We start from the raw sequence: 22,320 nt of genomic DNA on the forward strand, positions 1-22,320 counted from the left end.
TGTTTTAAAAACCAAAAACTTCTTCTGACTTTCAATAAAGAAAATGCAGAAAAAGCTTTGGAGGATAAAAATCTAATTCAATTTTTAAAATTTATATCTTAAGCTTGTCATAATCTGACGTGGCGCTATTGGGTTTACACTATAATTTTCGTGAACCGTATAATTTAATTCATTTGTAATGTTTGACAATCTGCATAAGATTGAGATTTTTCTCCACTCATATCCTAAAGATGCATCGATAGTAGTATAACCTTTTAACGGAATATCTCTGTCTCTGATTGTTACAATGTAAGCAGGATCCGGTTTTGGATTTGCAGTTGTAGGTTTAACAGCTGTCCATAAATAATCATCATTCCAACCACCTGTGCGATCACCAACATAGTTTGCAATGGCTCCAAATGATAATCCTTTTAATAAACCTTCAGGTAATTTGTAGAAAAAGCTCAAATTGGCAGTATTTTTTGGAGTTCTTGCTAATACATCACCAACGACAAGACTTCCGTTTGTTCCGGATGATTTTGATACTTTGGTTTCATTAAAACTATAACCTGCCATAATATTCAAACCTTCTACCGGAGTAGCTGTAATGTCTATTTCGACCCCTTTTCCTTTTGTTGCTCCTACTAATTCTTTTAATGTTGTAGTAGCGTTTTGTGTCACACCATCTGCTAAAAACGGAGCTGTTTGTGCTAAATTATTATTAGATATTTGGTAAGCTGTAATATTGGTACTTAACAAACCTCTCCAGAAATCTTTTTTAATACCAACTTCATATTGGTCAATAATCGACGGATCTAAAGGTTTTAAGTCTACTGTTGTTCCTGTATTAGGTGTAAAAGAGTTCGAGTAACTTGCAAACAAAGACAAATCTTTAGTAGGTTGTATTACCAATCCTGCTTTTGGCGAATAAGCTCTGTTTAAAGTTTTAGCGCCAGTTACCGGTATTGAATTTTCAAGACTTGTTGTAATAACGTTTTTTTCTATTACTTCTTTAGACGTTTCAACTTCACTTTCCTGCCATGACCATCTTAAACCGGCTAAAACTTTTACATATTCTGTAACAGAGATTAAATCCTGAGCATAAGCACCAAAACGTTGTGTGTTTGTAGTAGCCAATTGAGTTGCTCTGGTTGGGTAAGGTATCGTAAGACTTTGTGTGCTGTAATCGTAATTGTAAAGATTTATCGCAGTAGCTTCTGTAGTGATAGCTGTTGTACCGTTTGGTGTTGCATAAAAACCATAAGTATAACTTGGAGCGATAGAATTTTCGTAGTCAACTCCTGTAAATATTTGGTGTTTGATGCTTCCGGTATTAAAAGTTCCCTGTAAACTTAACTGATCACCAAATATTTGTTCAGCACCATCAGATTTTGTTAATCCGCGTTTCCAGTTTCCATTAGCTTCAATGGTACTTAATTGCGCTGTTGAAGTTTGCGTTCTGCGGTAAGATTGGTAAGAAGAATTAAAATTTAATTTCCAGTTTTTATTAAAATCATGATTTAATAATACCGATGCACTGGCAGATTTTGTATTTGCAGTTGACCAAAGTGCTCCAAAATATTCGTTACGTGGTAAATCTAATATTGTTTTTTCGTAAATTCCGGTACCAAAATCTGGAGTCCAGTCTGCACTTAAATAATCTCCTTGTACGGTAATTTGTGTTTGGTCTGAGATGTGAAATAAAAACGATGGATTGATATAAATACGTTCGTTTTTTACAAAATCCCTAAAGCTTTCTGAGTTTTCATAAGAAGCATTAAATCTGTATGCGATTGATTTATTTAATGGTCCATAAATGTCTAAAGATGGTTTGTAGAAAGCATAACTTCCTATTTGCATCGATAATTCACCGCCTTGTGTAAATTTTGGTGTTTTGGTAACTAAATTCATGATTCCGCCGGGAGCAACATTTCCATATAATAAAGCCGAACCTCCTTTTAAGAATTCTACTTTTTCCAGAGATGAAACTTCAGGTATTGAACCTGCATTATAACGAAAACCGTTTTTAAACATATTATTGGCAGACATATCATATCCTCTTGAGAAAAAAGATTCCTGCGCACCACCACGAGCTGATCCTACATAAACTCCGTTTAGGTTTTTTACTACTTCGCTTAATCTAATCGCTTGTTGCTGTTCGATTACTTCATTACCTATGATTTGAACACTTTGTGGTAAATCCATTACTTTGATTCCTGAACGAGCTGCTTCAATAGGTTTTTTTGGTTTATTTGCTGTAATTAAAACTTCATTAAGAATTTCTCCTTTTTTATTTTTTACAGTATCATTTGCTGTAGAACCATTCTCTGTACTGGTATATTGCTGGCTGTAAGAGGCAAGGCTTATAAAAGATAAAACAAATAGTAAATTATATCTCATGGTATTTATTTAGATTGAATAAAAATAAGTTTTTGCAAATATAAGTTCACATATTTGTTTTAACAAAATTTATTGATAAGTTTTCGTACTTAAACCTTGCTTAGTTTTGTCTTAAGATTTGCTTAAGATTTTGTTTAAAACAATTTAATTATATATAAATAATGTGCTTTTGAGATGTTTAAATAGCAGTTTTTTTCTTTTTAATGAAGTATTTTAGAATTGCTAAATTCGAAGCTTATGATAATCAGTCAATAAATATGGATTTTTTTAAATGAAATAATAAATTTCTCATAACCTAAGTTTGCGTTAGGGATAGAAGCGGTATCTCGCAATTAGAAAAACAAGGTTTTTTTGCCGTAGTTTTACTTATTGGGAATTTAGCGGATAGCCCGACCGAAGGGAACGCCCAAACAAAAAAACTACTTATTATAATCGTATTTTAATGTAAGGCATAAAAAAAACCTTGCTCAAAAAGAACAAGGTTTGTATTGTAAAGTAAGAAAGGAATAAACTATTTTACTGTAATTAAGTACGTAGCCATTTTCCAGATTTCGTCGTATTTTTTACCATTATGTTCTCCGGCAGCTTTTTCTGTATAAGCAAATTCTACCATATAGTTTCCTGGCCAGATTGGTGTAAACGAGATTTCTCCGTTTTCATTACTCCATAATTCTTTTTCCCATCCGTTAGGAGCGATAACTTTCATTTTTTGTTCTTTGGCAACTTTTGCTTCGTATAAAGCATTTACGTTCACCTTTGCTTTTTGTTTTGCAGTTGTTGCATCTTTAGAAAATAAACTGATGATATTTGTGTTTGCAGCAGCTTCATTTCCTTTTGCAGCATTACCAACAGTAACTGTTGCGCTTGAATTATAATCTAAAACCATAGTTCCGTAAACATCTTTTACTTTATGGTGCATTGCGATTGTGTAAACTCCATCTTCATCCGGAGTAAAAAATGCTTGATATTTATTTTCTAAAGCGGTTGCAGTAAGTTTAATTTCTTTTTTTGATGGACTAATAACAACCAATGTAAAATCTTTTAAATCAGAAAACCACTTTGCAGCAGGCGTAATATCATTATCTGAAAATTCTCCAAAGAAAACTGAAATTTCTTGTGCTTTTCCTTTTGTTCCGGTTGCTTTAGTTTCGATCCAGAGAGCGTGAGCAAATAATTGCGGACTTGCAACTAACATTAAAAGTAAAAATGCCAGTGATTTTAAAGTTTTAGATTTCATAAGAGGAAGTTTAAATTTTATTAGTGATTTATATTTTACAAACTTAAGGCTTATTTAGAATAATTAAAAATAAAAAGATAAAAAGAGACGTTAAAGTTTGAAGATTTATAATCATTTTTAAAATTTATAAGTAAAACTAGCCACAACATTTCTTGGTTTTTGAGGATTGATTGTAGACCAGCCTCCATTAAAATATTCTTTATTGGCAATGTTATTCATATTTAATGCAACTCTGAATTTGTTTACGTTATAAAAAACAGATGCATTTAGGACTGTATAGGACGGAATTACAAATTTTCCGGTAATCTGACTGTCCAAAATAGCATTTTCACTGGCATAATTTCCACCAAAGCCCAAACCAAAATCTTTTAGCGTTCCGTAATCAAATTTATAAGTTGCCCAAAGATTGATTAAGTTTTCCGGTCCTGACCAGATTGGTCTTTTTCCGGTTTCTAACCAAACATTTGCTTCATCACCTTTTATGATTTTGCTGTCGTTATAACTATATCCTGCAATAATATTAAATCCCTTAAACGGATTTGCATTCAAATCAAACTCAAAACCTTTGCTTTGCGCTTCTCCGCCTTGCAGACTATTGTAAAAGTTATCCGGATCTGCCGTAACAAGATCTGCCACTTTTATATCATAATAGCTTACAGTTGCATTTAATTTATCGCCCAAAAGATTGGCTTTTACTCCAAACTCAAACTGATTGGCGTGTTCCGGTTTAAACGATTTACTGGTCGGGTTGCTTCCGTCAGGATTAGCAGTTTGTCCGGGACCAATGTTTCTAAAACCGTTCATATAGTTGGCAAAAAAAGCCAATTTATCTTCTATAGGCTGATACAATAAACCAAATTTTGGAGATAAAGCGGTTTGGTTATAATCATCAGTATCTGTTTTGATGTTGCCTTCGGTATCAAAATAATCCAGACGCAAACTTGCCATTGCAACTAATTTTGGCGTAATATTAATGACATCAGAGGCATATGCGCTATACGTCGCATCTTTGATATTGTTGTTTTGTGCTCCGGTGGTCGATAGTAAATCTTCGACAGAACTTTGGGTCAGAGAACGTTTTACAGTTGCTTCAGTTCCTGTTTCAGGATCAATATAATTGATGTCTCCCTGTGCATTTACATTATAAATCCAGCCCCAGCCAGAACCGTTAAAAATGGTATTTTTAGAAAAATAATCTAAACCAATTACAAGACGATTGCGCATATTGCCAATTTTGAAATCGCCTATAAAATTTTGCTGAATATCTGTTGTTGCAGTTTGGGATTGTTCTCTGGTTATGAAAATACTAAAATCACGCTTGCCATTTTCGTTGTCGTAGATATAGGAGTAATATCCGTTTGATTTTGTAGAACCTCTCGAAATTGCTGTTTGCGATGTCCATTGATCTGATATTTTATAATTCATCTGACCCTGCAAATTATATTTTGGATTTTTTATTGCTAAATCATTGCTGTAAAAAGAGAGTTTTGTATTGTAATTAAGATCGCCAACATTGGCATATTGCACTGGAGAATTTCTCCCTAAAAATAACATCGAAGGAGTTGTTTTTTCTTCCTGCATAAACTCCGTATTAATCAGGAAAGATAATTTTTCGTTTACTTTATAAGACAAAACCGGTGCTACAAAAAAAGAAGTACGAAAACCGGCATCCTGAAAACTATTCTCTGTTTGATAAGCAGCATTAATTCTAATAGCTACATTATCAGTATCATCTACAGAGGTATTTACATCTGCGGTAACTCTGTTTAAACCAAAACTGCCTGCAAGATAAGATACCTCAGCACCAAAACCGGAATAAGGTTTTTTGGTTACTGTATTTATAAGTCCGCCGTAACTAATCAGGCTGCTGCCAAATAAAGTTCCTGATGGACCTTTGATAACTTCAATTCTTTCGATATTGGCAGGATCTAGGCTTCCGTTTGATAAACCCGGTAATCCGTTTACGATATTTGCCTGAGTTTCGAAACCACGCAAAGAATAATACGAACCTCCGTCGCTGCCACGACCTGTAGATTCCCATAATTTTTGAATTCCGGGAACGTTTTTCATCGCATCTTCATAATTTGTAATCGCTTGCTCTTTTAATAAATCAGCCGAAACGACATTGTAAACCTGTGGATTTTCGATATTTTTTAATGGCATTTTAGAAACATAATTACTTTGCTTTGGGAAAAGTTTTGCTCTGTTATTGGTAATTATTACTTCTTTTAATTGCTTGTTGGATACCTTCAATTGCAAATTAAGCGTTGTAGTTTCGTTGGCAGAAACAGCTACTTCCTGTTCTAAGGTTTCATAACCTGTTAATGAAACCTGCAATGTATAGGTATTTGCTTTTACACGATTAAACTCAAAAGCTCCGTCTTCGTTACTGATTGTGCCGTATTTTGAATCCTTAAGAATAATGTTTACACCTACAGCCAGTTCACCGTCAGATGTTGTGATTGTTCCTTTTATTTTACCGTTGTTTTGCTGAGCAAATAATGTTGATGTTGAAGCAAAAAATACAATGATGAGGTTTAAGAATTTGGATAATCTTAAATTAACGTAGGTCATTTGGTTAAGATGTTAGGTTAGTAATTAAATATGATTTCTAAATAATATGATTTTGTTTTTCTTCTTTATTTTCCACCAAACACAGAATCTGTATATAGGAAGAATCGCACATATAAAACTAATAAAAAAAGCTAATAACTTTCCAGGTAAGCGTAATATTCCGCCTGAATAAATTACATAATTAGTAGATGAAGCTTATCTAGTTTCTTTCGGTCACGGTAGCCTATATTTTATCTAATGAATTTTGATTCTTCTTTTTATTAAAAAAACACCTCTAACAGAGGTGTTTTTGATATAATTTTGGCTTAAAACTTTAATGTTAGGTTTACCAGAAAGTTTGTAGGTGCTTGAGAATTTCCATAAAAATCCCAATATTTTTCATTTGATATATTATTGAATTTTACTCCAACTCTCCAAGTTGGCTGGTCATAAAATACCGTAGCATTATAAGTCGTGTAAGACGGAATATAGAAAACATTATCTTCGAACATATAATTTTTATCTACATAATTGGCTCCAGCACCAAAACCTAAACCTTTTAGCTGGTTTTGCAACGTATAGGTCGCCCAGAAGTTTGCCACGTTTTCAGGAGAACTTGTAGCCCTGTTTCCTTGTATAGATTCGTCTGACGCTTTTACGATACGATTGTCATTATAGGCATATCCTGCGACTACACTTAAACCTGAAAATGGATTAGCGACTACCTCAAGATCAAGACCTTTACTTACTTGTAACCATCCTGAACCGTAAAACTATCTGCAGTTGCTCTTGTAGCATTATCAATTCTAATGTTGTAATAACTTGCAGTAGCGCTTAATTTTTTATTGAAAGCTTCTGCTTTTATACCACCTTCAAATTGTACAGCATATATAGGATCCAAAACTAATCTGGTTGCATCTGGCTGCGTAACCGGAGCAGAATTTTGGAATCCGTTCATGTAATTTCCAAATACCGAAACCTGATCTTTAACCAACTCATACACTAATCCTAGTTTTGGTGATAATGCTGTTTGATGATATCCTTCTGTACCTTCAACTTCAGGACGATTAAAACTGTCGATACGCAAACTCAACATAGTCGAAAGCCTGTCTGTAAAATTAATTACATCAGATGCATATACGCTAAAAGTATCAGTACCATCTGTAGGATAGGTAGTTTGTGTTAATACAGCATCTACCGCTTTTCGTCTTAACGGAGTATAAGTACCAGTTACATCAACAGTATCCAAATAAGGGGTTACACCAGACGAAAAGCCACTTTTATTGAAACTGTAATTTGCTCCAATAAGTAATTTATGTTTGATGCTTCCTGTTGAAAACTGCCCGTTAATATTTTCCTGAATATTGGTATAATTATCATAAATAGGTCCCCAATTACCAACTCTTCTGGATGCCATAGTTGGAGAAGTCCAAAGTAAATAAGTCTGGTAACTGCGATCTACATTTTCTCCCACAAAAGAAAATAAGGTAGTTGATCTCCAGTTTTCAGAAATTTGATATTCTCCCTGAGCGAAAATTTTATTTGCCGAAGTCTTAGCATCATTATCGTCATAAAACAAGCTTTTTCTATATCCAATTTTTAAATCTCCGGGATTCGTAATTCCTGACGCAGCATCGTATCTGTTGTAAGTACGTCTCGTATTATTGGAATTAATTAATTCAGCATCAATATTAAAAGTCAGCTTATCACTTGCTTTAAAAGTAAGGCTGGGAGTAATGGCAAATGTTTTACTAAAGCCATAATCCAGAAAGCTTTTCTCTGTACTGGCAGCCATATTTACTCTGAATAAAACCGTTTTATCTTCGTTTAATGGCGTGTTAACATCAGCCGTAAGACGGTTTTGACCAAAACTTCCCATAGTATAAGATACTTCTGCTGCGGTTGTTGCAAACGGTTTTTTAGTTACTAAATTCACAACACCTCCAAAAGAAGAAACCGTTGAACCAAATAAAGTTCCTGACGGACCTTTTAATACTTCGATACGTTCTACGTTTGCCAAATCTACAGAGGAGCGATTTGTTGCTGTTTCCATACCGTTTCTGGCATTGATTCCTGTTGTAAAACCCCTAAAAGTGATTCCAACTCCTCCTGACGGATAACTTACAGGTACAGCACCCGGGGAGTTTTGCGTGGCACTTTTAATATCTATTGCTATTTGTTCCTGCAAAAGTTCTTTATGAATCACACTGTAAACCTGTGGATTTTCAAGGTTTTTTAGCGGCATTCTTGCAACATAATCTGTTTTTTTTGATAAAATACTTTTTTTGCCATTAACCACAACTTCATGCAGTTCTTTGTTAGAAACTTTTAATTGCAAGTTAATAGTTGCCGTTTCGCTTTCGGTTACAAGAACATCTTGTTCAGTAGTTTCGTAACCTGTTAAGGATATTTGTACCGTATACGTATTTGGTCGTACTCTGTTCAGTTCAAAACTACCGTCATCATTTGTTGTAGTTCCATATTTTGAGTTTTTAAGAATAACATTTACGCCTGCAGCAGCATCTCCGTCTGATGTAGTGATTGTTCCTTTTATTTTTCCGAAGTTTTGTTGCGCAAATGAACAAAAAACAGAGAATAGCAAACTGATTGTAAATAGAAAACGATACGTTTTCACAATAGGATATTTCATTTTTAAATTAAATTTGGTTAAGTTTATTTTTATTTAGAATGAATAAAAACAGTGCAAATGTAAAAATTATTCTTTCCTTAACAATATTATTTAACTTGATTTAATGTAGTTTTTGTTATAATTTTTCCGCAATTTTTTTACCTCACGGAATAAAGTATTCCCCAATAAATTCAGAGGGTCATTAAAAAACTTGAAAAGGGTAGAAGTTACACTTCAAAAGACTTAATTTTGTGCGCTTAAAATGAATGATGCTCATGATTTTACCCTTTTTTAAAAAAATACAAAACTCACCTAAAGGATTTCGTATAGCAAATACTGTGTTTTTTTTTGTTTCCGGATTTGGATATTCTTCCTGGGTATCGCGAATTCCACACATACAAGCACAATTACATTTATCCGAAGCTGAGTTTGGAGCCGTTTTATTTGCTTTTCCAATTGGTTTAATGCTTACAATGCCTTTTACAGGAATGTTATTAAATAAATACAGCAGCAGGTATATCATGCTGTTAGGAGCAATCATGTTTAATATTGCCTTGTCTTTGCCGGGCTTAGCCGCTTTTGTATGGCAGTTGGTTTTGATACTTTTAATTTTTGGTGCTTCTCGTAATATTTTTAATTTATCTATTAATGCACAATCTCTTGAAGTTCAAAAACTATATCCAAAATCAATTATAACACGTTTTCATGCCGTTTGGAGTATAGCCGTTTTTTCAGGAGCAGGTTTAGGATATGTAATGGTTACACAGCAAATTTCGCCATCGTATCATTTACTGGGAGTTAGTATTTTTATGATGGGACTTACGGCTTGTTTTTATCCACTTAGTATTCATAATCAGCCCGTACCCGTTAAGAAGAAGTTCTTTTCGATGCCTGAAAAAAATCTGGTTAAGTTTGCCCTGATTTGTTTTGTATCGATGGCTTGCGAAAACACGATGTACGATTGGAGCGGAATTTATTTTGAAAATATTTTGCATGCTTCGCCAAAGTTAACAAGTGCAGCATTTGTGTTTTTTGCAACCGCCGTAACTTTAGGACGTTTGTTTGGAGATTACGGAGTAATGAAATTTGGAACGAAACGAATCCTGCTTTACAGCGGAATTTTTATCACCGCTGGATTCTCGATCTGTTTTATCCTGCCGTATGCTTATCCAACAATTTTTGGTTATGTATTAATAGGTATTGGGGTTTCCTGCGTAGTTCCGTTAGTATTTAGTATTGCCGGAAGATCTTCAAAATTAAGCAGCGGTTCTGCATTAACTTCAATATCTACAATTGGTTATCTAGGGTTTTTATTGGTTCCGCCAATGGTGGGTTTTATCTCTGAATACTTAAGTATGAAATGGGCATTTTTGGTAATGGCACTTTTAGGGATACTAATGATTTTTATGGTAAATAAAATAGGGGAGAACGAATAGTTTTTTTTAAAGTTCCTAAGGTTGTAAGTTACTGAGTGTCTAAGGTTTTTGTACGGAATTAATTTATTGGCAGTTGAATATATTTTCGATCGTGTTTCCGAACTAATCAAATGTTTTCTGAAATGTAATTTTTGAAAACTATCATTTGTATTAAGCAACATCCAATTATTAAAATTCCAATACCTAAAAGGATCTTAGTATATTTTTTATCTGTAAGATTTCCGTATCGGCCTTCAAAATAACTTTTAAATCGAAACATTTGACCTTTTCCGGATTGATAAGGGATAAATTCTCTATTGTTTTTCTTCCAAAATAGTATTCTAATTACATGATATAAAATAAAAGTTGATAGGGGAATTAATGAAAAAAAATAATTATCAATTAATAAAAGTAGAGAAAGTATTAACCAGATAATTGAAAAATAAATATTTCTAAATCTCAATCCAAAAGGAGAGGAAATTGTTTGAAAACCAGCAGCAAAAGATATTATTAAAGAGATACCTAATTTGTATTCTGGATTGTATTTACTGGAATATAAATAGTATAAAACAGCCAGCAAATATGATATTAAATATAAATAATCAGAAATTATAAATTTTCTAATTTCCAATTTTCCAAATTTGAATTTTCGATTTGTTTCTTGCATTCTTGTAATGTTCTAACTCTTGCATCTGGACTAAAGTCCAGCTCTACAATATTTTTAGAATCTTCGGTTCTTTTTCTTTGGTTTAGAATTCAATATCAATTGATTATATTGTAGAGATATTCTTTTAGACTTTTTTTGATTGGGATCATCCTTCTAAATTATATAATTTTTAATTTTCTGTAGGATCAAAGTCATACATGAAATTATTTAATTGACCATCAGAACTTTCAAGCCCAACAATATCCATAAGTTCTTCAAAATAGCTACAAATTCTTTCTCTATTTTCAGTATCTAAATCTAGATATATTGTAGAAAATCTTTTAAGTCCTATTTTAATTGCATTTTGATAATCTTCATCGCTTGAATGATTTGATTGGGCAACTTTTTTAAAATCATCTGAAGCTAAATTAATTTTATCTGTTAAAATTGGTTTTAGTTTTGGATCACCAATTCCAGGATAAAAAATAACATTATCTGTTACAAATTTTTCTTTACTTTTAAATTCTTCAAATTTATTCATTGCATCAATTGGAGTTTTTATTTGACCTTGCCCACAACATAGAAACATGAGAGATACAGAAATCAAAAATATTTTATTAATTACCTTTATCATTAAATTACTCCTTCGCCATTACAAACTTCTCCGTTGTAACTTTTCCGTCCAATTTTCCTGAAATCTCAGCTGTTATAGTATTATCAGCGCCTTTTGTATAAGTAATTTTTTGCGGATAATCATGTTTTGGATTTTCGAAAATCAGCTGTTTGTCGGATTCTGCAGTTGATGGAAATGCTACAGGTTTATCATCATTTTGACCTTTTACGGTTGCAAAATACGTTAATGTTTCTCCTTTTTGAGCCAAAACAATGTTTTCGAAATGCAAAGTATCTTTTCCTTTTATAAAATAAGAAGCAGCGCTAAAAGTACTGTCGTTTAGTTTTATCCAGTTTTCAGAAAGTGCTCCATCGGGAGATTTGTTTTCCCAGTTTCCAATAAGCCAATCTGCGATTTTGATTTTATCTTTCTCTACAGATTCCTTTTTCTGACAAGATATTGCTACTAATACAAGGGCTAAAAGAGTAATTTTCTGAAACATATGCGTAGATATTTGAAGTTAATTGAAAAGCTAAGATATTAAAAAAAGTTTGCCACGAATTTGCTTCGCCTATTCGCTATCGCTCGGGTTACGAATTTTCACGAATTGATTATGTTAATTGGAACGTAAATTTATGCCACAGATTATAAAGATTAAAAATTTGCGAAAATTTGTGAAATTCGTGGCAAAAGAAACCCAACGAAAAAAAAATCTTTTTAATCCTGTAATCTGTGGCTAAAAAAAATTAAACGCTTTCGCTTAAAATCGAATAAACCAGTTCTTTAGTAGGTTTTTGATCTTTTAGTTTCGCTCTTACATCATCAAAAGTCACTTTAAAATTGCAACCTAATTTATAATCACCACAACCATAAGCAGTTTTTCCTTTCATGATTGTTCCCTTTTTACATTTCGGACATGTCAGTGAATCTGATGTTTCGGCTTTTTTTGCTTTCGGAGCGGTTTTCTTGACTTCGAGTTTAAGTTTGTAGTTTTCTTCAAAACGAATTAAACCTTCAACACTTCCTTCATTGGTTTTAAAACCTTTAATATTTACGGTTGATCCTTTTTGGACTAATCTTAAATATTGATTCTCGGTTATTTTTTTCTCGGCAAAAGTATAAGGCAAAACAAAATCACAGCCTGCTTTATAATTACCACATCCGTAAGCCGATTTTCCTTTTATTAAAGTTGCTTTCTGGCATTTAGGGCAAGTTTCTGCCAGGATTCCATCTGCTTTCTTTTTCTCTGTTTTTACAACTTCTTTTTGAGTTGTGGCTGCATGCGAAATATTGGCGTGCCTGGTTTCACTTCGAACCTCAGTAACCAAAGCCTCGACCATTCGCTTCATGTTTTTGATAAAAGCTCCAGCGGTGAAAGTTCCTTTCTCGATATCTTTCAATTGTTTTTCCCAAGAACCCGTAAGTTCAGCTGATTTTATCAGTTCATTCTGAATCGTATCAATAAGCTGAATCCCTGTAGGAGTTGGTAAAACCTGCTTTTTATTTCGAACAATATATTGACGTTTAAACAGCGTTTCGATAATATTTGCTCGCGTAGACGGACGGCCAATACCATTTTCTTTCATTAATTCACGCAAATCCTCATCGTCGACTTGTTTTCCTGCAGTTTCCATTGCACGCAGTAAAGTTGCCTCGGTAAACTGATTGGGTGGTTTGGTTTCTTTTTCTAAAAACGAAGGTTCATGCGGACCTTTTTCTCCCACCACAAAACTCGGCAACAAATCAGCTTCTTTTTCTTTGGCATTAGGATCTTCAAATACAACACGGAATCCTTTTTTAAGGATTTCTTTTCCGTTAGTTTTAAACATCACATCGGCAGCTTTTCCTACTACTGTAGTATTGGCAACCAAACAATCGTCGTAGAACACAGCAATAAAACGTTTGGTAATGATGTCATATACTTGCTGCTGATTGTATTGCAAATTGCTTTCTATTCCGGTTGGAATAATAGCATGGTGATCTGTAACTTTTTTATCGTTGAAAACCTTAGGTGATTTTTTAATCTTTTTTCCTAAAAGCGGTTGCGTTAATTCACTGTATTTTTTTAAGTTTTGCAGAATTCCCGGTACTTTTGGGTAAATGTCGTTTGGCAAAAACGTAGTATCAACTCTGGGATAGGTAACTACTTTTTGTTCGTACAGCGTTTGTACAATTTTAAGCGTTTCATCTGCAGAAAATCCAAACTTGGTATTGCAATAAACCTGTAAGCCAGTTAAGTCAAATAGTTTAGGAGCATATTCATTTCCGTTCTTTTTATCGACCGAAACAATTTCGAACTCGCTTTCTTTGACTTTATTGGCGAGAAGTTCACCGTCTTCTTTTTTCAGGAAACGACCTTCTTCATAACTAAAAAGGGTTTCTCTGTATAAAGTCTGTAATTCCCAATAGGGTTGAGGTTTAAAGTTTTCGATTTCTTTCCAGCGATCGACAACCATTGCCAATGTTGGCGTTTGCACGCGCCCAATAGACAATACTTGTTTGTAACCTCCATGTTTTACCGTATACAAACGTGTGGCATTCATACCCAATAACCAGTCGCCAATAGCTCTTGAAAATCCGGCGTAAAATAAATTATCGTAGTTGGCAGAGGGTTTTAGATTTTCAAAACCTTCTTTTATAGCTTCGGTTGTTAAGGACGAAATCCATAAACGCTGAACTTCGCCTTTGTAATGCGCTTCATTCATGACCCAACGCTGAATCAATTCTCCTTCTTGCCCGGCATCCCCGCAGTTTATAACCAACTCGGCTTTGTCGAATAAGCTTTTTACAATTTTAAATTGCTTTTGGATTCCTGAATTCTGAACGACTTTGGTTTCAAATTTTTCCGGAAGCATGGGTAAGTTATTCAAATCCCAGCTTTTCCAATGAGGTTTGTAATCGTTAGGCTCTTTTAAAGTGCATAAATGTCCAAAAGTATAGGTAACAGCATAACCGTTTCCTTCATAATATCCATCGTGCTTGGTATTGGCTCCCAAAACGGTTGCGATTTCTCGTGCTACACTTGGTTTCTCGGCAATACAGACCTTCATTTTCTCTTTCTAATTTAAAAGCGAAATTAGGGATTTATTATAAGAAAGTTGCTAAGAAGCAAATGTTCTAACAAGCTAAGTTTTTTGTATTGTTGTTAAGAAGCTGGATATGAAGTTTTTTAAGTTTTTTTAATTTGGCGAAGTCACAACGTTTTGCAAGGAACAAAGCAATCTCATTTAGTGGTCGATTTTTACCGTGAGATTGCTTTGTTCCTCGCAAGGACTTTGATTGTGGATTTACTTTCGTTATTCAAATGCAAAAAATTCCAGCATTGTTGTTAATGAATTTTCTGAGTGCATTTTTTCGCCATTTTCAAGTGATTCCTGTGCTGCTTTTGAAGCTCTCTTACGCATAGAAATTTCATAATTTGAAATAGCTTCTTGTAACGAATGATATTGATCTGATGTTAAATATTCGCTTAATTCTAATGCATCTCGCATCGCCATATTTGCACCTTCGCCAGCAAAAGGAGGCATTACATGCGCTGCATCGCCAATAATCGTTACGTTAGGCAAGGTTTTCCAGTCCTGATCTAAAGGCATGCAATAAATAGGACGCGGAATAAAAGGTACAGACACATTCTCGAATAGCTCGTACCATATATTGCTCCATTCAGGATATTCTTTTTTAAACCATTCCAGTATTTGTGATTTATCAGTATAATCAAGACCATTTGTAACAGCCCAATTTTCAGGAGTTTTAAAACTTGCATAAAAACCAAGAGCGCCGTCTCCTTTTTGTCCCAGCAATATATTTTTTGCGTTTCCAAACGCCATGATTTTTCCGCCGTTTAATAAAGAATCGATAACAGGAGTAGCTTTTTTAGATTCATGAACATTGCCTTCAAGCATTGTAATGCCAGAGTAAAATGCTTTGATATCAGTAATGTAAGGTCGGATTTTAGAATTTGCTCCATCAGAACCAATTACAATATCGGCATAAAATGATTCACCGTTTTTAAAGTTTAGCAACCAACCTTCGTTTTGCGGTTCCATCGAAATAAAATGACTGTTCCAAACTATCGTTTCTGGTTGTAAAGATTCTAATAATATTTTGCGTAATGCACCGCGATCTATTTCAGGGCGAAAATATTCATTGCCGAAATCTTCCTCAACATTTGTTTCGTGATCGCTAAAAAATATTTTTGCGTTTTCGTCCAGAATCAGGGTTTTGTCTGCGCCAGGCATAAAATTATTCTTGAATTCCTCAAATAAATCAGCTTTATGAATTGCTGCCAATCCAGATTCGTCATGCAAATCAAGCGGAGAACCTTGTACTCGCGCATCTTTATTTAAATCTCTTTCGTAGACTTTTACGTTTGCGTTTTGTAATTGCAATAGTCTGGCTAAAGTAAGTCCGCCGGGACCGCCGCCTATAATGGCAACTTGTTTATTTTCTAGTAACATTCCTGTTTAAGTTTTAAATTAATTATTCCGTTTAGCTTTTCAGCTTATCGTCGGAACAAAATTATTGCTCTTTCAGGACGGATAATAGTATAAATCGGTCATCTTTATTTTTTAATAACTCGCTGGGAACTACGCCGGAAAATTTTTTGATTTCTTTTATAAAATGATTCTGATCCGTGAAGTTTAATTCCGGAAAAAGTTTGCCTTTTGCTATATGTTCTAATGAAGCTTTGAAACGCAAAATTTTACAGAATGCATTTAACGAAAGTCCAAATTGTTTATTGAAATAACGGTTGATTTCACGGCTGCTCCAGGAAATTTCTTCAGAGAGTTGTTGTATTTTTATTTCGCCGTTTGATTCATAAACCAGTTTAAAAAGTTTACGTTTTCTTTCGTCGATTTTGGTGGGCAAAATTTCCTTTAGTTTTGTGTCTATTTTAGAATGAAAGGATTCAAAATCTTTTAAATCTTCGTTGGTAATATTCCAAAAGTCTTTTGGTAAAACTTTGGCACTATTTAAAATATCGGCAATAGAAGTATGCAAAAGATATTCGGTTCCCAAAGGTTTAAAACTAATTTTGAAAGCCAGTGTATTTGCCGGAATAATTTGTTGCTCAGGCACATTTTCGAGACCAATAAGTGTAGCTTGAAAAGGCTCTGATTTTGATTGCATAAAAAACAAATCAATTCTTCCGTCTGGCATCAGGACGACTTCCATGCCTTTATCTGACTTGTTATGAAACATTCCAATATTTTCTACAAAGTCAAGAAGTGACTCGTCCGGTTCTATGGCTTTGTAGTAGAAATCGTTCTTCATTTTTTTTAATTAAGACTTAAATGGAAAAATTAAAATTAAGCCTTTTTTCTTTTACCTGTTAGATATTTTCGAATTGGAGTATCATAAAAAACCATAGTCAAATACGCGATTCCAACTAAAAGAATTGTTCCTGTTATTACTACCAAAGTAAGCTCATTTGTTTCTGGTTTGTACTTGGTGTAATAGTTTGCAAATATCCACATTGCTGCATAATGCGTCATGTATAACGGATAAGATATATTTCCTAAAAACACACAAAGTTTTCTAAATCCTGGTTTTAATGTTGCTCCGGCTCCTAAAATTATTAATAACGGAAAATACAACAAAACAATTATAGGTTCTGACAACCAATTAAAATTAGAAAAAGGTACAAAGAAAGCCAGCAATAGTAATATTGATAAACCTATAAATCCCAGATTTGATTTAATAGTCCAGTTGGAACGATAGATAAGCATTCCTGCTAAAAACGAATACGAAATACGGGCAAAACCATCCCAAAAAGTTTCTCCGCTCCATCCGCCCAATAAAGAACCTCCGGCACGATAACTTACGAAACAAAGACCTATTGCAGCAAAAACAGTTAATAAAAAGAGCGAACGACGACTTAATTTATAAAGAAAAAGCGCGTATAAAATATTCGCTACATATTCCCAAAACAAAGACCAGCCAGGCGCATTTAAACCAAATAAATTAAAATAACGATCTGCCATAACCGGAAAAGGAACCAGAAAAACTGAAGCAAGAAAGATCAAAATTAGTTTGCCTGTTTCGTAGCTTTCCGGATGACCGCCAAATGGATCAAACAGAAAAGTCAATAAACCCAATACAGAACCAAAAACAACCAAAGGATGCAACCTGATTAAGCGCAATTTAAAAAAGTCGCTAATTTTCATTTTGTCAATACGATCGTGATATGCATAAGCAATAACAAATCCGGAAAGACAAAAGAAAAAATCAACAGCAAGAAAACCATGCGCAATAAAATTTTCGCTTGGCGGATGAACGATTTCCATAAAATGAAAAATCACAATTGCCACAGCGGCTATTCCTCTTAATCCGTCGAGGAGTTCAAAATGTTGTTTTGCTTTTAAGGTTTCGGTTTGGGGTTGTGTCATGTTTGTTGGCTTTTCGATAAGGTTTTAAATTAAAGTGGTAATAAAAAATCACTATTTGGATCAAAAGGAATGTCAAAAACATCTCCATTTTCCATTGCACAAAAGATATGGAATGTTTGTGACAACTTTTCAAGATTAAATTGATATAACTCTTCTGTATGATCTAGATCTCGCTTTAGTATTTTTAATCAAAATCTTCTTTAGATAAAAAGTAATCATATTGTATTTTTCGATCTATTTTTCCTTTTCCGCATATATAGATTTCAGATGTTGTTATGCCATGTTGATTAGGAGATTACAAAACAAATTCTCCTTTAAATACCGTTACCGCTTCGCCTAAAATAAAAACTTTATCGTTTATAAGTTCTGTACTCATTGTTCCTGTTCTTGCTGAAGATTGATATGCATTCAGTTTTGTTTTGTTCAATTTTTGTACCCAGTACTTCGTCAAAAAAGTTTGAACGCCGCCAGTTACAGGATCTTCATTAGTGCCAGACCAAGGCCAAAAATATCTGTAGTGAAAATCGAAAGCTTCCGTATCAGAAGCAGCGGTTACTAAAACACCGTTTATTCCGGTATATGAATTTATTAAAGCCGCGAAATCAGGTTTTAAATTTGCCAGTTCAGTTGCACTTTTAATTTCGATTAAAATTATTTTATTTACAGGACTGTATCTTTTATCCAAAATCTCAGAAATTCCGAGTGCATCTGTCATTTCCTGAGGAACTTCTATTTCCTGAATATCGTAAACAGGAAATTGCATTTTGATTTTGTTTCCTTCTTTCGCAATAAAAAGCTCAACATTATCACGGTTAATAAATTTTATATTTTCACAAGATGTGGTGTCAAAAACAATTTTTGAAGAAGCCAATGTCGCGTGTCCGCATAACGGAATTTCAGTTTTTGGCGAAAAAAATCTAATACTGTAAACGTTGTCTGAAATTTGTTTGATAAAAGCAGTTTCAGAAAATCCAATTTCTGTTGCAATACTTTGCATCGTTTTGGTGTCTAATTCTGAGTTGGGTAAACAGACTGCAGCCGGATTTCCTTTAAATTTTTCATTCGTAAACGAGTCTACAAAATATGTTTTCATTTTAATTTTCTATGTTTAGATATGTTATTTTTTATAAATCTTTAATTAAATCGCCTGGGTTTATTTTTAAAGATTTCGCAATTTTGAATAAAGTACTTATTTTCATTTCCTGAGAACCCTTGATGTATTTTCGTAAGTTTTCTACATCCAATCCTGCATCGTGAGCAACTTCTCTTTGTTTGAGTTTATTTGCTTCAATTGTATCTTTTATCTTAATTCCTAATTGTATTACAACTTCCGGAATTTCACTTTTTCTTGTTTTATCCATGGAGATGAAATTACAAGTAATAGATTGTTTTTATATGATTGTAAATAATCGGTTATTTATAACCGATTATTTTGTATTTTTGTTTTTCTAATTATTTAAACAAGTCAATTTTATCATGGAAATACAGAATAATAAACAAGCTACAGATTTTTTTGAATTAATGAATAAAACAAAAGATTTCAGAAGACTAAAACAAGAAAATAAAGGTGATAATTCGTTTAGCGTAAATCTAAAAGTATCCGGTTATAACGAACTTAATATGATGGTTTCAGATTTATTAAAAGCAAGTATTATTTTGCTTAACGATGATGCAAAAAGTCTGTCAAGCATTACAGCAAATACAGATATTAATGTAATGACTTTGCTTGAAATTGCGTTGCAGCTTTTACCAGAACAAGAAATGGAATTGTTGGATGATTTGCACAAGATTTATTTGGAGTCTAATGCAGTATAAGTTTTTCTATTGATCGCGCGATCCGAACGCTCGCGCTAGCGTATGATTCATTAACTGTTCTGGGAATTACGTTTTTTAATTTCGGAATCTATATGATATATAAAAATTAAAATAGGGATTATTGTTGTAACACTAAGAGTCAACAGCGTAAAAATTAACCTGTATTTTGTTACACTAATGATCCAGGTCAGAATAAGAATCCATAAAATGCTTAACCCGATACTAGTTATTTTTAACGCTTTTTTATTTTTATTTAGTTCTTTTAAACTAGACTCTGATACTGATTTGTTTCTCATAAATAAAAAAGTTAAAACTAAGTACAAAAAAAAGTAATTGATTTTAAAATCAATTTACACTTTTGTGTAGTTTTTAGTATTTTTATAAGATGGAAAATGAAAAAAGATCTTTACTCAGTCGCAACAAGATAGAAGCTACATCAGAGGCAGACAAATTTCAGTTTGGTAATTATCTGGAAGTGGTAAAATCTTTTGCAAAAATAACATATCAAAGCATTTACGTAATTGATTATGAAGAAATGAAGTTTGAATATGTGTCTAATAATCCGTTGTTTTTATGTGGCTTTTCGGCAGAAGAAGTTCTTAAAATGGGTTATGAATTCTATTTTAATAATGTTCCAACAGAAGATCTTCAGTTATTAGAAACCATCAACAATGCCGGATTTGATTTTTATGATAAACTACCTAACAATGACGAACGAAAATTATACAGCATATCGTATGATTTTCATTTAAAGGGGAAATATGACAAATCTATTCTTATCAATCATAAACTGACGCCACTTTTTCTTAATCAGCAAGGAGCAGTTTGGAAATCGTTGTGTCTGGTTTCTATTTCACACAATAAAAAAGCCGGAAACATTATTATAAACAAGCAGGGTTCAGATACTTTGTGGAAATTTGATTTGTCCGGTAAAGTCTGGATTGCAAAAAATAAATTAAAATTAAAAGACAAAGAATTAGAAATACTTCGGTTATATGCTCAGGGTTTAACCATAAATCAGATTGCCGAAAAAATGTTTGTTTCTCCGGATACGATAAAATATTATAGAAGAAAAATTTTTGAAACTTTTGAAGTTAAAAATTTTACCGAAGCATTGTCTTTTGCTTTAGATAATAAGATTATTTGAAATTTATAGATTTAATGATCTTGAAGTGAAGAGGGATTTTGAAATTCATTTAGATTGTGAGCACGAGCGGGAAATATAAAAAAGCTACATGATTTTTTGCAGCTTTTGTTTTATTGTGTCTTTATTTTTTCATCAATTCAATATATTCTTTGTAATATGGATTTTCGTTTTGCTTAATTGTGTCGCCATTCTTTTTTACATAATATACAGTATCAGATTTTATATTTTTATAAACAAAATCACCAATTTTCATATCTGGATATATGTAACAATCAACCCTGTGAATAATTCCTGTTTTTAAATGAAAATATCTTGCAATATTACAACCATCACCACTTTGATCCTCTTCTTTTTTATAAATTTCTCCAGAGAAACTATAATTTTGAAATTCATGATATTTTTTATCAATATAACTTTTTGAGTTCACCATGAAATATCCCCCTATAAGTGTAAGAAATAATATGGGCAACAATATTTTTGCAATAAGTGTTCTTTGCTTTTTCCACTCTATTTCTTCTTCAGAGTTCATTATGTATTTTATTTTAAAAATTGATGCTAACTTTATTGTATTATAAAGTTTGAAACTAAATTAATGCCAATTTTAGGATTTGCCAAATCATTGCTACTCAAATGTCTTACAAAATAGAATATAATTCATCAAGAAGTTCCATTTCATCATCAGGAAGGAGTTTTTTTGCCATTTCGAGTAAAAGCGCCGCATCGGGTCCAGAATTGTATTCTTCATTTCTAAGAATAGCGATACTGGTTCTAATAAGTGAAGTAATGGTAAGCATTAAGTCAGTATAGGTTTCTATTTTAAAACTGGCTGTAAACGAAGTATCGATTGTGTCATCTGGTTGTAATTTTGTAAAATAATGTTTTTTACCTGCGGTTTCTAAAAAATGAGTTAGCTGTGTACGGTTTTCGGTCATCGTGTGTAGTTTTAAATTGATTGAATAATTTAAATATTTATGTGTTAATTGATCAAGCTTTACCAATTTCTTACAAATATAAACAAATTCGACTTATAAGTCGAATTTGTTTTAAAAATTCATCAGGTTACTTCTTTTTCTTTGTTTTATGAAGACGATTGATAAATTAGAAGCAGAAATAGTCGATAGAATTTATAAACTTTTCTTAGAGAAATACGCAGGAAACAAGAGCAGTTTTGCCAAAGCAAGTAACTGCACTGAAACTACGGTAAGAAGGGTACTTAGAAACGAACAAGGAATTACTATAAATCTTCTTATTAGAATGGCAGAAGCGCTTGATACAACTTCCAGTGAACTTTTAAAAGATTTGAACCTTAAAAATGAGGAATATAAATAGTTGCGCAAAGTATCGAAAGCGCAGATTTACAATCCGTGCCCGCAAAGATTTATTTTCATATTTTAGAAGCATAAAAAAAAGCTACATGATTTTGTAGCTTTTTTTATGAATTGTTGTAAGCTCCATGGCTAGCGCGAGCGTCTCGCTCGTGCCTATGCAATATGTCAC

At 33.0% G+C, this 22,320-nt stretch carries 19 protein-coding genes and 1 pseudogene; 4 read left to right on the forward strand and 16 right to left on the reverse strand.

All coding sequences use genetic code 11. The features are described from left to right. Positions 1 to 84: 84 nt before the first annotated feature. The 5 genes and pseudogenes from ASF10_RS05185 to ASF10_RS05200 all read right to left on the reverse strand — a co-directional run bounded on the left by ASF10_RS05185 (position 85) and on the right by ASF10_RS05200 (position 8,819). Complete coding sequence (locus ASF10_RS05185) at positions 85 to 2,379, reverse strand: TonB-dependent siderophore receptor (RefSeq protein ID WP_056246307.1); 2,295 nt, start codon at positions 2,377 to 2,379, stop codon at positions 85 to 87. A 511-nt stretch (positions 2,380 to 2,890) separates the two neighbouring features. Beyond that, positions 2,891 to 3,616 (reverse strand): hypothetical protein, encoded by a 726-nt coding sequence (locus ASF10_RS05190; RefSeq protein ID WP_056246310.1) that lies wholly within the window; start codon positions 3,614 to 3,616, stop codon positions 2,891 to 2,893. A gap of 117 nt (positions 3,617 to 3,733) precedes the next feature. Beyond that, the gene (locus tag ASF10_RS05195) at positions 3,734 to 6,190 is read right to left on the reverse strand and encodes a TonB-dependent receptor (protein WP_056246313.1); all 2,457 of its coding nucleotides are present in this window, start codon (positions 6,188 to 6,190) and stop codon (positions 3,734 to 3,736) included. A 305-nt stretch (positions 6,191 to 6,495) separates the two neighbouring features. Continuing rightward, positions 6,496 to 6,858, reverse strand: a pseudogene (locus ASF10_RS24495) (TonB-dependent receptor domain-containing protein); the annotation flags it as partial. 56 nt (positions 6,859 to 6,914) lie between these two features. Then, complete coding sequence (locus ASF10_RS05200; RefSeq protein WP_241774908.1) at positions 6,915 to 8,819, reverse strand: TonB-dependent receptor; 1,905 nt, start codon at positions 8,817 to 8,819, stop codon at positions 6,915 to 6,917. 254 nt (positions 8,820 to 9,073) lie between these two features. On the opposite strand from ASF10_RS05200, the gene ASF10_RS05205 reads away from it, so the two are divergent. Next, positions 9,074 to 10,234 carry an MFS transporter gene (locus tag ASF10_RS05205; protein ID WP_056246315.1) on the forward strand — a complete coding sequence of 387 codons (1,161 nt, stop codon included), beginning with the start codon at positions 9,074 to 9,076 and terminating at the stop codon, positions 10,232 to 10,234. Positions 10,235 to 10,340: 106 nt separating this feature from the next. Here the strand turns inward: ASF10_RS05205 and ASF10_RS05210 are convergent, their stop codons facing one another. The 9 genes from ASF10_RS05210 to ASF10_RS05250 form a co-directional block, all read right to left on the reverse strand. Continuing rightward, complete coding sequence (locus ASF10_RS05210; protein WP_056246318.1) at positions 10,341 to 10,880, reverse strand: hypothetical protein; 540 nt, start codon at positions 10,878 to 10,880, stop codon at positions 10,341 to 10,343. 169 nt (positions 10,881 to 11,049) lie between these two features. Then, positions 11,050 to 11,400: a DUF4844 domain-containing protein gene (locus ASF10_RS05215; RefSeq protein ID WP_241774909.1), complete on the reverse strand. Its 351-nt coding sequence runs from the start codon at positions 11,398 to 11,400 to the stop codon at positions 11,050 to 11,052. Between the two features lie 97 nt (positions 11,401 to 11,497). Then, on the reverse strand, positions 11,498 to 11,974 hold the full coding sequence (locus ASF10_RS05220) for a DUF6265 family protein (protein WP_056246324.1): 477 nt from the start codon (positions 11,972 to 11,974) through the stop codon (positions 11,498 to 11,500). Between the two features lie 244 nt (positions 11,975 to 12,218). Next, positions 12,219 to 14,522: a type IA DNA topoisomerase gene (locus ASF10_RS05225; protein ID WP_056246327.1), complete on the reverse strand. Its 2,304-nt coding sequence runs from the start codon at positions 14,520 to 14,522 to the stop codon at positions 12,219 to 12,221. Positions 14,523 to 14,768: 246 nt separating this feature from the next. Next, a complete protein-coding gene (locus ASF10_RS05230) occupies positions 14,769 to 15,929 on the reverse strand; it encodes an FAD-dependent oxidoreductase (RefSeq protein WP_056246330.1) in 1,161 nt (386 codons plus the stop codon). A gap of 61 nt (positions 15,930 to 15,990) precedes the next feature. Continuing rightward, entirely contained in the window at positions 15,991 to 16,746 is a 756-nt protein-coding gene (locus tag ASF10_RS05235; protein WP_056246331.1) for a helix-turn-helix domain-containing protein, read from the reverse strand. 35 nt (positions 16,747 to 16,781) lie between these two features. Continuing rightward, entirely contained in the window at positions 16,782 to 17,861 is a 1,080-nt protein-coding gene (locus tag ASF10_RS05240) for an acyltransferase family protein (protein WP_056246334.1), read from the reverse strand. A 295-nt stretch (positions 17,862 to 18,156) separates the two neighbouring features. Continuing rightward, on the reverse strand, positions 18,157 to 18,954 hold the full coding sequence (locus ASF10_RS05245) for a PhzF family phenazine biosynthesis protein (RefSeq protein ID WP_056246337.1): 798 nt from the start codon (positions 18,952 to 18,954) through the stop codon (positions 18,157 to 18,159). Between the two features lie 31 nt (positions 18,955 to 18,985). Beyond that, a complete protein-coding gene (locus tag ASF10_RS05250) occupies positions 18,986 to 19,222 on the reverse strand; it encodes a helix-turn-helix domain-containing protein (protein WP_056246341.1) in 237 nt (78 codons plus the stop codon). 115 nt (positions 19,223 to 19,337) lie between these two features. Here ASF10_RS05250 and ASF10_RS05255 point away from each other — a divergent pair, with 115 nt between their 5' ends. Next, on the forward strand, positions 19,338 to 19,676 hold the full coding sequence (locus ASF10_RS05255; protein WP_056246343.1) for a hypothetical protein: 339 nt from the start codon (positions 19,338 to 19,340) through the stop codon (positions 19,674 to 19,676). A 385-nt stretch (positions 19,677 to 20,061) separates the two neighbouring features. Further along, the gene (locus tag ASF10_RS05265; RefSeq protein ID WP_056246349.1) at positions 20,062 to 20,823 is read left to right on the forward strand and encodes a response regulator transcription factor; all 762 of its coding nucleotides are present in this window, start codon (positions 20,062 to 20,064) and stop codon (positions 20,821 to 20,823) included. Between the two features lie 121 nt (positions 20,824 to 20,944). Here the strand turns inward: ASF10_RS05265 and ASF10_RS05270 are convergent, their stop codons facing one another. Together ASF10_RS05270 and ASF10_RS05275 are read right to left on the reverse strand one after the other, a co-directional pair. Further along, positions 20,945 to 21,352 (reverse strand): hypothetical protein, encoded by a 408-nt coding sequence (locus ASF10_RS05270; protein ID WP_056246352.1) that lies wholly within the window; start codon positions 21,350 to 21,352, stop codon positions 20,945 to 20,947. A gap of 106 nt (positions 21,353 to 21,458) precedes the next feature. After that, entirely contained in the window at positions 21,459 to 21,755 is a 297-nt protein-coding gene (locus tag ASF10_RS05275) for a hypothetical protein (RefSeq protein ID WP_056246355.1), read from the reverse strand. Positions 21,756 to 21,903: 148 nt separating this feature from the next. On the opposite strand from ASF10_RS05275, the gene ASF10_RS05280 reads away from it, so the two are divergent. Then, a complete protein-coding gene (locus tag ASF10_RS05280; protein ID WP_056246358.1) occupies positions 21,904 to 22,152 on the forward strand; it encodes a helix-turn-helix domain-containing protein in 249 nt (82 codons plus the stop codon). Positions 22,153 to 22,320: the final 168 nt, after the last annotated feature.

The sequence above is a fragment of the Flavobacterium sp. Leaf82 genome (assembly GCF_001422725.1).
Taxonomy (GTDB): domain Bacteria; phylum Bacteroidota; class Bacteroidia; order Flavobacteriales; family Flavobacteriaceae; genus Flavobacterium.

Coding starts and splice junctions, on each gene's coding strand:
- ASF10_RS05240 (WP_056246334.1), bottom strand. CDS start 17,861: ATGACACAACCCCAAACCGAAACCTTAAAAGCAAAACAACATTTTGAA.
- ASF10_RS05235 (WP_056246331.1), bottom strand. CDS start 16,746: ATGAAGAACGATTTCTACTACAAAGCCATAGAACCGGACGAGTCACTT.
- ASF10_RS05250 (WP_056246341.1), bottom strand. CDS start 19,222: ATGGATAAAACAAGAAAAAGTGAAATTCCGGAAGTTGTAATACAATTA.
- ASF10_RS05200 (WP_241774908.1), bottom strand. CDS start 8,819: ATGAAATATCCTATTGTGAAAACGTATCGTTTTCTATTTACAATCAGT.
- ASF10_RS05205 (WP_056246315.1), top strand. CDS start 9,074: ATGATTTTACCCTTTTTTAAAAAAATACAAAACTCACCTAAAGGATTT.
- ASF10_RS05195 (WP_056246313.1), bottom strand. CDS start 6,190: ATGACCTACGTTAATTTAAGATTATCCAAATTCTTAAACCTCATCATT.
- ASF10_RS05270 (WP_056246352.1), bottom strand. CDS start 21,352: ATGAACTCTGAAGAAGAAATAGAGTGGAAAAAGCAAAGAACACTTATT.
- ASF10_RS05255 (WP_056246343.1), top strand. CDS start 19,338: ATGGAAATACAGAATAATAAACAAGCTACAGATTTTTTTGAATTAATG.
- ASF10_RS05190 (WP_056246310.1), bottom strand. CDS start 3,616: ATGAAATCTAAAACTTTAAAATCACTGGCATTTTTACTTTTAATGTTA.
- ASF10_RS05215 (WP_241774909.1), bottom strand. CDS start 11,400: ATGAATAAATTTGAAGAATTTAAAAGTAAAGAAAAATTTGTAACAGAT.
- ASF10_RS05280 (WP_056246358.1), top strand. CDS start 21,904: ATGAAGACGATTGATAAATTAGAAGCAGAAATAGTCGATAGAATTTAT.
- ASF10_RS05275 (WP_056246355.1), bottom strand. CDS start 21,755: ATGACCGAAAACCGTACACAGCTAACTCATTTTTTAGAAACCGCAGGT.
- ASF10_RS05185 (WP_056246307.1), bottom strand. CDS start 2,379: ATGAGATATAATTTACTATTTGTTTTATCTTTTATAAGCCTTGCCTCT.
- ASF10_RS05230 (WP_056246330.1), bottom strand. CDS start 15,929: ATGTTACTAGAAAATAAACAAGTTGCCATTATAGGCGGCGGTCCCGGC.
- ASF10_RS05245 (WP_056246337.1), bottom strand. CDS start 18,954: ATGAAAACATATTTTGTAGACTCGTTTACGAATGAAAAATTTAAAGGA.
- ASF10_RS05220 (WP_056246324.1), bottom strand. CDS start 11,974: ATGTTTCAGAAAATTACTCTTTTAGCCCTTGTATTAGTAGCAATATCT.
- ASF10_RS05210 (WP_056246318.1), bottom strand. CDS start 10,880: ATGCAAGAAACAAATCGAAAATTCAAATTTGGAAAATTGGAAATTAGA.
- ASF10_RS05265 (WP_056246349.1), top strand. CDS start 20,062: ATGGAAAATGAAAAAAGATCTTTACTCAGTCGCAACAAGATAGAAGCT.
- ASF10_RS05225 (WP_056246327.1), bottom strand. CDS start 14,522: ATGAAGGTCTGTATTGCCGAGAAACCAAGTGTAGCACGAGAAATCGCA.